The organism is Streptomyces lacrimifluminis (assembly GCF_014646095.1).
Taxonomy (GTDB): Bacteria; Actinomycetota; Actinomycetes; order Streptomycetales; family Streptomycetaceae; genus Streptomyces; species Streptomyces lacrimifluminis.
In genome coordinates this window covers 313,121-325,720 of sequence record NZ_BMMU01000002.1, presented here as the reverse complement: position 1 = coordinate 325,720, position 12,600 = coordinate 313,121, and the positions used below count along the sequence as shown (strand labels likewise).

General features: G+C 70.5%; 10 protein-coding genes. 3 read left to right on the top strand and 7 right to left on the bottom strand.

The features are described from left to right. Positions 1 to 53 precede the first annotated feature (53 nt). Positions 54 to 1,559 (top strand): family 43 glycosylhydrolase, encoded by a 1,506-nt coding sequence (locus IEY89_RS04525; protein WP_189145933.1) that lies wholly within the window; start codon positions 54 to 56, stop codon positions 1,557 to 1,559. Positions 1,560 to 1,626: 67 nt separating this feature from the next. Here IEY89_RS04525 and IEY89_RS04520 read toward each other — a convergent pair whose 3' ends face one another. From IEY89_RS04520 to IEY89_RS04505, 4 genes are all read right to left on the bottom strand, one after another. Next, a complete protein-coding gene (locus IEY89_RS04520) occupies positions 1,627 to 2,688 on the bottom strand; it encodes an iron-siderophore ABC transporter substrate-binding protein (protein WP_189145932.1) in 1,062 nt (353 codons plus the stop codon). After that, entirely contained in the window at positions 2,688 to 4,514 is a 1,827-nt protein-coding gene (locus IEY89_RS04515; protein ID WP_189145931.1) for an ABC transporter ATP-binding protein, read from the bottom strand. The genes IEY89_RS04520 and IEY89_RS04515 overlap by 1 nt, the downstream gene beginning before the upstream one ends. Then, entirely contained in the window at positions 4,511 to 6,208 is a 1,698-nt protein-coding gene (locus IEY89_RS04510) for an ABC transporter ATP-binding protein (protein WP_189145930.1), read from the bottom strand. Before IEY89_RS04510 ends, IEY89_RS04515 begins: the two co-directional genes overlap by 4 nt. 99 nt (positions 6,209 to 6,307) lie before the next feature. Further along, positions 6,308 to 7,660: a lysine N(6)-hydroxylase/L-ornithine N(5)-oxygenase family protein gene (locus IEY89_RS04505; protein WP_189145929.1), complete on the bottom strand. Its 1,353-nt coding sequence runs from the start codon at positions 7,658 to 7,660 to the stop codon at positions 6,308 to 6,310. 85 nt (positions 7,661 to 7,745) lie between these two features. Between IEY89_RS04505 and IEY89_RS04500 the strand changes: the two genes are divergently transcribed. Both IEY89_RS04500 and IEY89_RS04495 read left to right on the top strand, forming a co-directional pair. Continuing rightward, positions 7,746 to 8,693 carry a methionyl-tRNA formyltransferase gene (locus IEY89_RS04500; protein WP_189145928.1) on the top strand — a complete coding sequence of 316 codons (948 nt, stop codon included), beginning with the start codon at positions 7,746 to 7,748 and terminating at the stop codon, positions 8,691 to 8,693. Between the two features lie 70 nt (positions 8,694 to 8,763). Next, positions 8,764 to 9,315, top strand: coding sequence for a GNAT family N-acetyltransferase (locus tag IEY89_RS04495; protein WP_189145927.1), 552 nt, complete (start codon positions 8,764 to 8,766; stop codon positions 9,313 to 9,315). 55 nt (positions 9,316 to 9,370) lie between these two features. On the opposite strand, the gene IEY89_RS04490 is transcribed toward IEY89_RS04495, so the two are convergent. The 3 genes from IEY89_RS04490 to IEY89_RS04480 form a co-directional block, all read right to left on the bottom strand. Beyond that, positions 9,371 to 10,225 (bottom strand): ABC transporter ATP-binding protein, encoded by an 855-nt coding sequence (locus IEY89_RS04490; RefSeq protein ID WP_189146098.1) that lies wholly within the window; start codon positions 10,223 to 10,225, stop codon positions 9,371 to 9,373. 76 nt (positions 10,226 to 10,301) lie between these two features. After that, on the bottom strand, positions 10,302 to 11,402 hold the full coding sequence (locus IEY89_RS04485) for a FecCD family ABC transporter permease (RefSeq protein WP_189145926.1): 1,101 nt from the start codon (positions 11,400 to 11,402) through the stop codon (positions 10,302 to 10,304). Position 11,403: 1 nt separating this feature from the next. Continuing rightward, the gene (locus IEY89_RS04480; protein WP_189145925.1) at positions 11,404 to 12,429 is read right to left on the bottom strand and encodes a FecCD family ABC transporter permease; all 1,026 of its coding nucleotides are present in this window, start codon (positions 12,427 to 12,429) and stop codon (positions 11,404 to 11,406) included. Positions 12,430 to 12,600 lie beyond the last annotated feature (171 nt).

Genomic DNA, 12,600 nt, shown 5'->3' with positions numbered 1-12,600 from the left:
CTATGTTCTGGTCGAAGTTACGTACATCGTCTGGGATTTCGAACAATGTGGCCATGAGAAGGGACCTGTCTGTGTTCCGTACCCGTCACTGGTTGACTCTCCTGGCAGCGCTGCTGGCGCTGCTCGTACCTGTCGTCGGCATTCAGCCCGCCGCCGCGGCCGAGGGGCGCCCGTACACGAACCCGGTCAAGTCCCAGAAGGGCGCCGACCCCTGGCTGGAGTACTACAACGGCAACTACTACCTGGTCACCACGTCCTTCACCGGCGTCCTGACCATGCGCAAGTCACCGACCCTGGCCGGGCTGGCCACGGCTCCCAGCGTGCAGGTCTGGAGTGACACCACCTCGACCCGCAACAACAACTTCTGGGCGCCCGAGCTGCACTTCTTCGACGGCCGCTGGTACCTGTACTACTCCGGGGCGCCGAGCGGGGCCGCCTGCTGCGACCAGCAGCGGACGTACGTGGTGGAGAGCGCCGGCACCGATCCGATGGGCCCGTACACCTTCAAGAACCAGCTCACCGGGGCCAACCTCGACCCGGGCGGCTGGCTCATCGACGCCACCGTGCTGAGGTACAACAGCAAGCTCTACCTGGTCGGCAGCGGTGCCATCGGCGGCAGCAAGCAGAGCCTGGTCATCGCGCCCATGACCAACCCGTACACGGTCAGCGGCTCCACCTTCAGCCTCATCTCGCAGCCGACGCTGGCCTGGGAGACCTCCGGGGCGCCCGTCAACGAGGGACCCGAGCCGCTCTACCACGACGGCCGGACCTTCCTCACCTTCTCCGCGAGCTACTGCCAGACCGCCGACTACAAGCTCGGTCAGCTCGAACTCACCGGAACCAACCCGCTGTTGGCGTCCTCGTGGACGAAGAAGCAGACGCCCGTCTTCCAGCGCAACGACGCTGCCGGGATCTACGGGCCCGGCCACAACGGGTTCTTCACCTCGCCGGACGGCACCGAGAACTGGATCGTCTACCACGCCAACGACTCGGCCTCGGGCGGCTGCGGCAACGGCCGTACCACCCGCGCTCAGAAGTTCACCTGGAACGCGGACGGCACGCCGAACTTCGGCACCCCCGTCGCGCTCGGCACCACGCTGCCCGGCCCGTCCGGCGAGACCGCCGCGACCCCGACGGCGTACACGCTGGTGAACCGCAACAGCGGCAAGTGTCTTGACGTGGAGGGCGGGAACACCGCCGACGGCACCAACATCCTCCAGTGGACCTGCAACGGCGGGACCAACCAGAAGTGGCGCATCGAGGACCAGGCCAACGACACCAGCCGACTGGTCAACGTCGCCACCGGCAAGGTGTTGGACACCGCGGAGTGCGCCACGGCCGACGGCACCGATCTGCGCCAGTGGTCCTGGCTGAACAACAACTGCCAGAAGTTCAGGCTCGTGTACACGGCCACCGGCGACTACGTCCGGATCGTGAACGAGTCCACCGGCAAGGTCGCCGACGTCGCCGACTGCTCCACCGCGAACGGCGGCGACGTACGCCAGTGGACGTGGCTCGGCAACAACTGCCAGCAGTGGCAGATCAGGCCCACGACGTGAGTCGCAGGCGGTAACGGACGGTGGCCCGACCGGAACTCCGGTCGGGCCACCGTCGTATGACCGGCCGTCAGCTCGTCGGCTCGGTCACCTTCGTGGCCGTCTTGCCGTCGACGGCCGCCGACAGCTGCGGGACCAGCCGCTCCAGCATGTAGGGCAGGCTCAGCACTGACACGAAGGACACGGAGTTGCCGTAGTCGCTGCTCTCCTTGACGAAGACCTCACGGTCCTCCTTCGCCACCTTCAGGTCCGCGTACAGGGGGTCCTTGCGCAGCGCCGCCTTGTCCTTGGTGGTGTCGGAGACGATCCACACGATCGCGTCCGTGTTCAGGAGGTCGGTGCGCTCCTTGCTGATGTTGGCCCCGAACTCGTCACCGATCACCTTGTCCAGGTCGGTGGGCAGCGTGAAACCGAGGTCGGTGAGGACGCGCGAGCGCGAGTCCTGGCTGCCGTAGACGAAGGTGCCCTCGTACGGGGTCGCCATCACGGCGGTGGCACCGGCGAACTCGGGGTGCTCGGTCGCCGCCTTCTTGAAGTCGGACTCGACCCCCGTGACCAGTTCCTTCGCCTTGGCCTCCTGGCCGAGCGCCTTGCCGATGATCTCGGTCTGGTTCTGCCACGGCACGCCGTAGTCGTTGTACTCCTTCGGCTGCGCCACCACCGGGGCGAACTTCGACAGCGTGTCGTACTGCGCCTTCGTCAGACCGCCGTAGACCGCGAGGATCAGGTCCGGCCGGAGCGCGGCGATCTTCTCGGTCTGCGGGCCTGTGCCGGTGTCCTTCAGGACGGTCGGCGCCGCCGCGCTGCCCAGCTTGTCCGCCGCCCACGGGCCGATCGCGCCCTTGTAGCCGCCCAGCCACTCGGTCGTGCCGACGGGCACCTTGCCCAGTGCGAGCACGGCGTCCTGGTCGGTCAGACCGACCGTGACGATCCGCTTGGGCTCGGACTTGATCGTGGTGCTGCCGTACTTGTGCGAAAGGGTTACCGGGAAGGCGGAGTTGGCGGACGCGTCGGCGGCGGAGCCCGCCGTGCCGGCGTCGTCGTCGGAGCCGCAGGCGGTGGCGGTGCCGAAGAGGAGCAGTACGGAGGTGAACGCGGCGGCGAGCCGAGTGCCTCTGGGAGAGCCGAACATCAGTGGTCCTTCACGGTGGTGGTGTCGGTGCTGGGACGCGTGGGGGGCTTCTCGGCTGTCGTGCGGGTACCGGACCAGGCCTGCCACAGCAGGGCGTAGGTGCCGGCCGCCGCGCACAGCTCGTCATGGGTGCCGCTCTCCACGATCCGGCCGCCGTCCATGACGACGATCCGGTCCGCGTCGGCGGCCTGGGTGAGCCGGTGGGCGACCACGAGCGCGGTGCGGTTCTCGATCGCCCGGTCGGCCGCCCTCTCCAGCAGCCGCGCACCGGTACTGCCGGCCTCGGCCGTCGCCTCGTCCAGCACGGCGACCGGCGGATCCGCCAGCACCAGCCGGGCCAGGGCGAGTTGCTGCACCTGAGCGGCGGTGAGCCGGTGGCCGCCCTCGCCGACGACGGTGGCCAGGCCCTCGGGCAGTGCCGACACCCAGTCCAGCGCGCTGACTTCGGTCAGGGCCGTACGCAGGGCCTCGTCCGTGGCGTCGGCGCGCGCGAGACGCAGGTCGTCGGCGAGCGGGCCCGCGAAGACATGCGTCTCCTGGGTGACCAGGGCAACCGGCAGGCTGTGGGCGGACGTCGAGACGCCGGTCAGCCGAACCGTGCCGGAGGTCGGCTCGTGCACACCCGCGATGAGTTTGGCGAGCGTCGTCTTGCCCGCACCGCTCGACCCGACCAGCGCGACCCGTTCCCCGGCGGCCAGTGTGAGATGGACGTCCCGAAGGACGGGACGGCCGGGTACGTACTCGTGGTGGACCCCGGTCACGGTGACCGTGCCGGGCTCGCGCTGCCGTGCCGTGGGCGCCGGGGGAGTGGCCTCGGGCTCCGGTACGTCCGCGACACCGACCAGCCGGGCCAGCGCGGCCGTCGCCGACTGGGCGTCGTCGAGCAGCGCGAGGGCCTGGTTGACCGGGCCGAAGAGGCTGTGGAAGTAGAGCGCGGCGGCCGTGGCCGTACCGATGGACACGGACTCGGCGCGCACCAGCAGGAACCCGGTGACCAGGACCGCAGCCAGGCCTGTGTACTCGGCGAGGTGCAGCCGGTTGTAGAAGTCGAGCACCAGCCGCACGCCCCGCATCGTCAACGCGACCGCGGCGGACGAGCGTCGGGTGACGGACTCGGTGTGCGGTTCCTCCAGCCGGAACGCCCGTACGGTACCGGCACTCCCGATGGTGTCCAGCAACTGCTGCTGCTGGGCCCCCATGGCGATGCGCTGTTCGGCGTACAGCGGCACGGCGTTGCGCACGTACCAGCGCGCGGTCCCCGCCTGGATGGGTACCGCGAGCAGCGCGGCCAGCAGGAAACGCCAGTCCAGGACGGCCATCGCGGCAAAGGTCAGCACGATGGAGAGCAGCGAGCGGGCGAGCTCGGGCAGCGCGTTGCGCACCGCCTCGCCGACCACCGAGACATCCCTGGTGACACGGGCGTTGAGGTCGCCGGACCCGGCCTTCTCCACCTGTTCCAGGGGCAGCCGCAGGGCCCGCTCGACGAACCGCTCGCGCAACCGGGCCAGCACGGTCTCCCCGAGCCGGGACACCAGGGACAGCCCGAGCGCGGTGGCGGCGCCCTGTGAGACGGCCACCAGGACCAGCAGGACGACCGGGAGGGTGAGGTCGTCGGGCGGGCGGTGCTCGGCGACCAGGTCCACGATGCGGCCCAGGAGCGGCTGGACGAGCAGCCCGACAGCGGTCGCCGCGACCATCACGGTGAAGGCGCCGAGAGCCAGCCGGCGGCGCGGGCGGACCAGCTCGCGGACCGCGGCACGGGTGCGCCGGGGTGTCGCGGTGGGCAACAACTCCCGCGTGCTGTCGGAGAGTTCGTGGTCGCTCATGCCAGGACCGCCGCTCGGTAGGTCTCGTGACGGTCGATCAGGTCGGCGTGCGGCGCGGTGTCGGTGATCCGCCCGTCCTCCAGCAGTACGACCCGGTCGGTCACCGACAGCAGTGCGGGACTGGTGGTCACCAGCACCGTCGTACGGCCCTTGCGGATCTCCCGGACGCCGGTGGCGATGGCCGCCTCGGTCACCGTGTCGACGGCGGTCGTCGGATCGTGGACCACCAGGACGGGCCGTTCCGCGGCCAACGCCCTCGCCAGCGCGACGCGTTGACGCTGTCCGCCGGAGAGCGAGCGGCCCCGCTCACTGACCGCCGTGTCCTCGCCGTCCGGGAGGGTCTGCGCGACCTGGGCCACACCGGCCGCGGTCATCGCCTGTCCGGGGTCGGAGCGGTCGGGCGCTGCCGCCGTGACGTTGCCGCGGAGGGTGCCCTCGAAGAGGTCGGCGTCGTGCTCGGCGACCAGCAGCGCGGTGCGCAGCTCGGCCGGGTCCAGGTCCCGCAGGGGGACGCCGTCGAGTTCGACGGTGCCTGCCTCGGGGTCGGCCTGCCGGGCCAGGCAGCGCAGCAGGTCGGTGGCGTGCGCGGGGTCGGTCGCGACCACGCCGAGCAGCTCACCCGGCGCGATGTCGAGGTCGAGGCCCTTGAGCCCGCCGAGGCTGACGCCGGTCAGGCGGATCGCACCGCGCACCGGCTGGGCCAGGGGCGCCGTGCCCGGGGTGACGTTGTGCGGGGCGGCCAGCACCTCCGCGATGCGGGTGGCCGAGGCCCGGCCCTGGGCGAGCTCGGCGTTGACCCACGCCAGGGTCTCCAGCGGGCCGACGAGGAAGACGGCGAGCCCGACCGCCGACACCAACTGGCCCAGGCTGATGTCCCCCTGGGCGGCGAGCCGGCCACCGACCAGGGCGACGGCGGCGATCAGACAGCCGGTGAGGGCGAGCACCATGCCGCTCTGGAAGGCCTGCGCGCGGGCGGCCTTCAGGGTGGCCTGGAGGGAGTCGCGGCTGGTGGTGCGGTAGCGGGCCAGTGCGGTGGCCTCGCCGCCGATGCCCTTGAGGATGCGCAGGCCGGCCACCAGGTCGGCGGCGACGGCCGAGGCGTGCGCGGCCCGCTCCTGCTCGGCCTCGCTGCGCGACTCCAGTGGCTTGCTCAGCAGATGCCCCAGCCACAACAGCACAGGAGTGCCGAGCAGCACGACCAGCCCGAGGGTGACGGACATGCGCAGCAGGACGACCGCGCCGACGAGGATGCCGACGAGGGCCGAGATCCCGCCCATGGCCGCCATGCTGACGGCGCCGACGCGTTTGGCGTCCTCGGTGGCGATGTTGGCGAGGGCGCCGGGCAACCGGCCCTCCTCCGCGCCGCCCCCGGGGGCCAGGACGCGGCGTACGAGGGTGATGCGGAGGGTGTGTTCGGCCTGGGCGGCGGCCCGGTCGGCGGACCAGGCGCCGAAGCGCCAGCTGAGCGCGAGACCGACGTAGACGACGGCGAGGGCGGCCAGCCAGCTCAGCAGGGCGCCGGTGTCCGAGCCCGTGACGGCGCGGTCGATGACCAGGCCGATCACCACCGGCACCATCACTTCGCCGAGTTGGTGGCCGGAGCCGAGGAGCGCGCCGAGGGCGACGTCACGCCGCTGCCCTCTGACCGCCTGCCGCAGGACGTCTCGCCCCGACAGCTGTGAAGGACTACTCACCCGTACCCCTCCGGGATCGGACGACAGTTTGGGCCAGTAGGGCCTGCCCGAGGGCGTGGTGTGTGCACTCGGACAGGCGAAAACTTAGGTGAGGCTACTCTAAGTTGCAGACAGTTGCCCAGCTCCGGTGACGGCCTCGGTCGTGCGCCGGGTGAGCAGGGAGTCGAGGATCTCCCCCGAGCGGACGGCGGTCGTCGACAGCAGCGTGGACGTGAGACCGTGCGTGTGCTCGGTCGCCCCCTGGAGGTAGATGCCGGCGGTGACCTCGGGCGAGACCTCGACCCGGTGGTCGCGGCCGACCCGTACGGCGTCGTTGTCGTCCCGGAGGCAGAGCTTGGCGGCTCTGCCCAGCATGGTGTCGAGGTCGCGGGGCCGGTAGCCGGTGGCGTGCACGAGCACGTCGCAGGAGAGCACCTCCCGTTCTCCGGTGGGGAGGTACTCGACGGTGACGTCCAGCCGGTCGTCCAACTGCTCGACGTCCCGGATGCGGGAGACGTTGCGCATCCGCAACCGCTCGTTGCCCTGGACCTTCTCGCGGTACATGGTGGCGTACAGCGTCTCGATCAGATCCATGTCGACCACCGAGTAGTTGGTGCTGCGGTGGTAGTCGTGCAGGGACTGCTTCACCTCCGGCCGGGACCGGAAGTAGACGTCCACCGCCTCCGGGTCGAAGATCCGGTTGGCGAACGGGCTGTCGTCGGCGGGCGTGTAGCCGTACTTGGCGAAGACCGCGCAGACCTCGGTGCCGGGGAAGGAGCGGTGCAGGTAGTCCACGGCCTCGGCGCCGCTCTGTCCCGCGCCGAGTACGAGAATGCGGCCCACCGAGGCGCCCGAGTCGGTCAACTCGCGAGTGCGGGGGACCAGTTCGCTGTTGTGCCAGATGCGGTCCGACAGGGCGGTGCCCGGCGGTACGTGCGGTTCGAGACCGACGGCGACCGAGATGTTGCGGGCCCGGCGGACCACCGTACGACCCGGATCGCCCGGCACGCGGCTGACCACGTCGAACCAGCGGACCTCGCCGTCCTCGGTCAGTACGGGCTCCACGGAGACGACCTCGGCGTCGTACGTCACCTGGTCCGCGATCCGCGCCGCCGCCCACTCGAAGTACTCGTGGAACTCGATCCGCAGCGGGAAGAGGGTCTTCGCGTTGAGGAAGTCTACCAGCCGGCCGCGGTCCCGCAGGAAGCACAGGAAGCTGAAATCGCTGGTCGGGTTGCGCATGGTGACCAGGTCCTTGAGAAAGGACACCTGCATGGTCGCGTCGTCGATGAGCATGCCGCGGTGCCAGCCGAACCGTGGCTGGCGCTCCAGAAACTCGGCGTGGATCCGCTCCTCGGGCGCGGCTTGTGCGTTGTGTTCCGCGATGGCTATCGCCAGCGCCAGATTTGACGGGCCGAAGCCGATACCGAGCACGTCATGGATGGCGTCCGGCTCGTCGTGCAGTGCGTTCACCGCAACTTCCCTTCCCCTAGGCGCCACTGATATTAAATAAGGTTAGCCTTACCTTGCAATGGTGTGTCCTACGGAAGGATCGAATATGCGGGTCGTCATGTTCGGCTATCAGGCCTGGGGGCACCGCACGCTCCAGGCCCTGCTGGACTCCGATCACGAGGTGGTCCTGGCGGTCACCCACCCCAAGAGCGACCACGTGTACGAGAAGATCTGGGACGACTCCGTCGCCGACCTCGCCGAGAAGCACGGCATCCCGGTCCTGCTGCGCAATCGCCCCGATGACCCCGAACTCCTCGGCAAACTACGGGAGTTGGCGCCAGATCTGATTGTCGCCAACAACTGGCGCACGGTCCTGCCCCCCGAGATCTTCGACCTTCCCGCGCACGGCACGCTCAACATCCATGACTCGCTCCTCCCCGCGTACGCGGGCTTCTCCCCGCTGATCTGGGCGCTCATCAACGGCGAACGGGAGGTCGGTGTCACCGCCCACCGCATGAACGCAGAGCTCGACGCCGGTGACGTTCTGTTGCAGCGGGCGGTCCCGGTGGGCGCGCGCGACACGGTGACCGACCTCTTCCACCGCACTGTGGACTTGATCACACCGGTCGTCCACGAGTCCCTCGGGCTCATCGCCTCCGGCCGTGCGGAGTGGATTCCGCAGGACCGCAGCCGGGCGAGCTTCTTCCACAAGCGTTCCCTGGAGGACAGCCGCATCGACTGGACCTGGCCGGCCGAGGATCTCGAACGCCTGGTCCGCGCCCAGTCGGACCCGTACCCCAACGCCTTCACCCATCACAAGGGGCAGCGCATACGCATCGTCGAGGCCGCGGTCTCCGAGGGCTGCTACGGCGGCACCCCCGGCCGGATCTTCATCCGCGAGGGCGACGGGATCGTCGTGGTCGCGGGCACGGAGGCCCGGAACGGGCGCCTGCGGGGGCTGCTGGTGAAACGGGTGCGGACGGAGGACGGGTCGGAGATCGCGGCGACGGAGTACTTCCGCACGATGGGCGGGTATCTGACGGCCCGGCCCTGACGGAGGGGGCGGTTCGCGGGCGGGCCGAATCCCGGTCGACGTGGACGCGTGATCACGCCAGGATGGCGCCATGCCCGACCTGCGAACCGAACGCCTCGTCCTGCGCTCCTGGCGCCCCTCCGACCTCGCCCCCTGGGCGGCCATGAACGCCGACCCGGAGGTCCGCGAGCACCTCGGGGCCATCCTCACCCGTGAACAGAGCGAAGCCTCCGCCGCCCGATTCCAGACCGGTCTCGACGAACGGGGCTGGGGCTGGTGGGCGGTGGAGGTCACGGGGACCGGTGAGTTCATCGGGTTCGCGGGGCTGGACCCCGTGGAGGACGACATGGCGTTCGAGGGCGTCGAGGCGGGGTGGCGGCTGGCCCGCTCCGCGTGGGGTCACGGTTATGCGACGGAGGCTGCCCGTGCGGTGGTCGCCCACGCCTTCGACGAGAAGGGCCTCGGCCTCGAAGAGGTCCTGGCGATCACGACGGCCACCAACCTCCGTTCGCAGGCGGTGATGCGCCGCCTCGGCATGACCCACGACCCGGACAGGGACTTCGACGACCTGACCGTCCCGGAGGGCCCACTGCGGCGGAACGTGGTGTGGGGACTGCGCCCCCAAACCCCCTACGGCCCTTAACGGGCCTGTTCTCGAACGCCGGACGGGCTGGAAACGCGGGCCGGCGCCGGGCACGTCACGAGGACGTCCTGGCGCGCGCGTCCTGGTGGTGGCGGCCCATCGGGATCACCATGGGGGTGTCACTGACCGGGTCGAGGGTGATGCGGCACGTCAGGTCGAAGACGTCCTCCACGGTCTCCGCCGTGATGACCTCCGCCGGCGGCCCCTCCGCCACGATCCGGCCGGACTTCATGGCGACGACGTGATCGGCGTACCGGCAGGCCTGGTTGAGGTCGTGCAGGACCATCACGACGGTGCGGTTCTCGCGGCGGTTGAGGTCCGTGATCAGGTCCAGTACGTCGATCTGGTGGGCCAGGTCGAGATACGTCGTCGGCTCGTCCAGGAGGAGTACCGGGGTGCCCTGGGCGACCGCCATCGCGATCCATGCCCGCTGCCGCTGGCCACCGGACAACTCGTCCACCGGGCGGTCGGCGAGGTCGGTCATGTCGGTGGCGGCGAGCGCCTCGTGCACGGCCTGCTCGTCCGCCTTCGACCACTGCCGCCACCACGTCTGGTGCGGCGACCGGCCCCGGTTGACAAGGTCGATGACCGTCAACCCCTCCGGCGCGACCGGGCTTTGGGGCAGGATGCCCAGGCGCTGCGCCAACTCCCTCGTGGGGATGGACTGGAGGGCCCGGCCGTCCAGGTGGACGGCACCCTCGCGGGGTGCGAGCAGCCGGGCCAGGGCACGCAACAGCGTCGACTTTCCACAGGCGTTGGCGCCGACGATGGCCGTGATCCGGCCGGGTGGTACCACCAGGTCGAGGCCGTCCACGACCACCCGGTTGTCGTACGACAGTCGCAGTCCCGTCGCCCTCAGGTCCGGGTCGGCGGCCGGCTCCGCGGTGGTGGGCAGGGGATCGGCCGGCATGGCGTCCTCGGAGGTCGTGGTGGCCTTGGCCGTCGACAGGGCGTCAGCCGGCATCGTGGGGTCCGTCGACATGGGATCAGCCTCCTGAACCCGCGCGGTTGGCGCGGACGAGCAGCCAGAGCAGGATCGGCGCGCCGAGCACGCCGGTGACGATTCCGACCGGCAGTTCCGTGCCGGAGATCAGCGTACGGGCGATCAGGTCGCTGCCCAGGACCATCAGCGCCCCGGTCAGTCCCGAGGCGAGCGTGGGCGGCCAGGCGGTGCGCGCGAGGCGCAGGGCGATCTGCGGGGCGGCCAGCGCCACGAAGGCGACCGGCCCGGCGGCCGCGGTCGCGAAGGCGATCAGCCCGACGCCGGCGAGCAGGACGGCGAGGCGTACGGGCTGTACACGGGTGCCCAGGCCGGTCGCCACGTCGTCGCCCAGCTGGAGCGTGCGCAGCAGCCGGCCGAGCAGCAGTGTCGTCGGCAGCAGGACGGCCAGGGCGATCGCGAGCGGCCCGACATCCGACCACGTACGGCCGTTGAGGTTGCCGACCAGCCAGCCCAGCGCGGCCTGTGCCTGGAACCGGCCGCCCCTGGCGACCAGGTAGTCGGTGGCGCTCGTGCAGATCCAGGCGACGCCGATGCCGACCAGGATGATCCGGTAGCCCGTGGTGCCGCGCCGCCAGGCCAGCGCGTACACGACGAGGGCCGTGGTCAGCGCGCCGAGCAGACCGAGCGTCTGGGTGCCGAGGCCGCCGTCCCAGCCCAGGACGATGCCCACGACCACGAAGGTGCCCGCGCCCTGGGTGAGGCCGATCATGTCGGGGCTGGCCAGCGGATTGCGGGTCATGGTCTGGAACAGCCCGCCGGACACCCCGAACGCGATTCCGGCCAGCAGCCCCACCAGGGAGCGCGGCAGCCGCAGTTCCTGGACGACGAGCACGGTGCCGGGGTCGCCGGAGCCGGTCAGGGCGCGGACGACGTCGGTGAAGGGGATCGGGTAGTCGCCGATCGTCAGGCTCCAGCAGAAGACGAGGAACGTGCCCACGGCGAGCAGCGTGGTGACCGTGACCAGGCGGGGGCGGAGGATCCCGGAGACCGGCGGGAATGCCAGGCGGTAGGTGCGCTGGACGCGGAGGGAGGGGCGCGCGGGTGCCGACGCGGTGGCGTCACCGGTGGACTTGGCGTTCGTCATGTCACACCTCCGCCAGTTTCCGGCGCCGCACCAGGGCGATGAAGAACGGCCCGCCGATGAAGGCGACGATCACCCCGGCCTGGACCTCGATGGGCCTGGCCACCAGACGCCCGACGATGTCCGCGGCGAGCAGCAGAATCGGCGCGAGCACGGCGGACAGCGGCAGCAGCCAGCGCTGGTCGGGGCCGATCCCCGCCATCTGGGCCAGTACGCGGGCGACATGGGGTACGACGAGCCCGATGAAGACGACCGGGCCGATGACCGCGACGGCGGCCCCGGTCAGCAGGGTGACCGCCATCACGCCCTGGAGCCGCACCAGACCCAGCCGCCGGCCGAGGGACGCCGCCACGTCGTCGCCCAGGGCCATGCTGTTGAGGGCGGGCGCGGAGGCGAGGGCCAGCAGCGCGCCCACGGCGAGGAAGGGCAGGATCCGCAGGACGGTCTCGCCGTCCTGGTCGGCCATCGAACCGGCCGACCAGAAGCGGAAGCGGTTGAGCGCATCGGGGTCGGTCAGCACGATCGCGCTGGTGAAGGACGACAGCAGCGAGGTCACGGCGATGCCCGCGAGCGCCAGTTTGACCGGTGTGAGCCCGGAGCGCCCGAGCCCGCCCAGCAGATACACGAGGACGCTGGCCGCCATCGCACCCGCGAAGGCGAACCACACGTACCCGTAGAACGACCCGATTCCGAACACTCCGACCGCCAGCACGATCGCGAACGCGGCACCGGCACTGACTCCGAGAATTCCGGGGTCCGCCAGCGGATTGCGTGTCAGTGCCTGCATGAGCGCGCCCGACAGTCCGAGCGCCGCCCCGGCGGACAGACCGAGCGCCGTGCGGGGTACCCGCGCCGACCAGATGACGTTGTCCACGAACCGGCTGGGCGCGTCACCGAACAGCGCCCGCACCACCTGATCGGGCGGAATGCTGGCCGCGCCGAGGGCGAGTGACAGAAGACACAGTCCGAGCAGGACAGCGCCGAGAACCGCCACGAGAAGAAGGGGGCGAACCCTTTTCCCCGGCGTCATCGTGCGGTCTCCAACGGATAACTTCCTTAGGTTAGGCAGGCCTTAATAGTAGTGGTGAGAAGGGGGTCCGCCGAAAGTGGGGGCTTTTGGTTAGGTAATGCTTACCTTAGTATTGCCTGCGGTCCTCCGGCTCAGCCGGTCCGTACACCCTGGAGGCACGGTCGCCTGTGT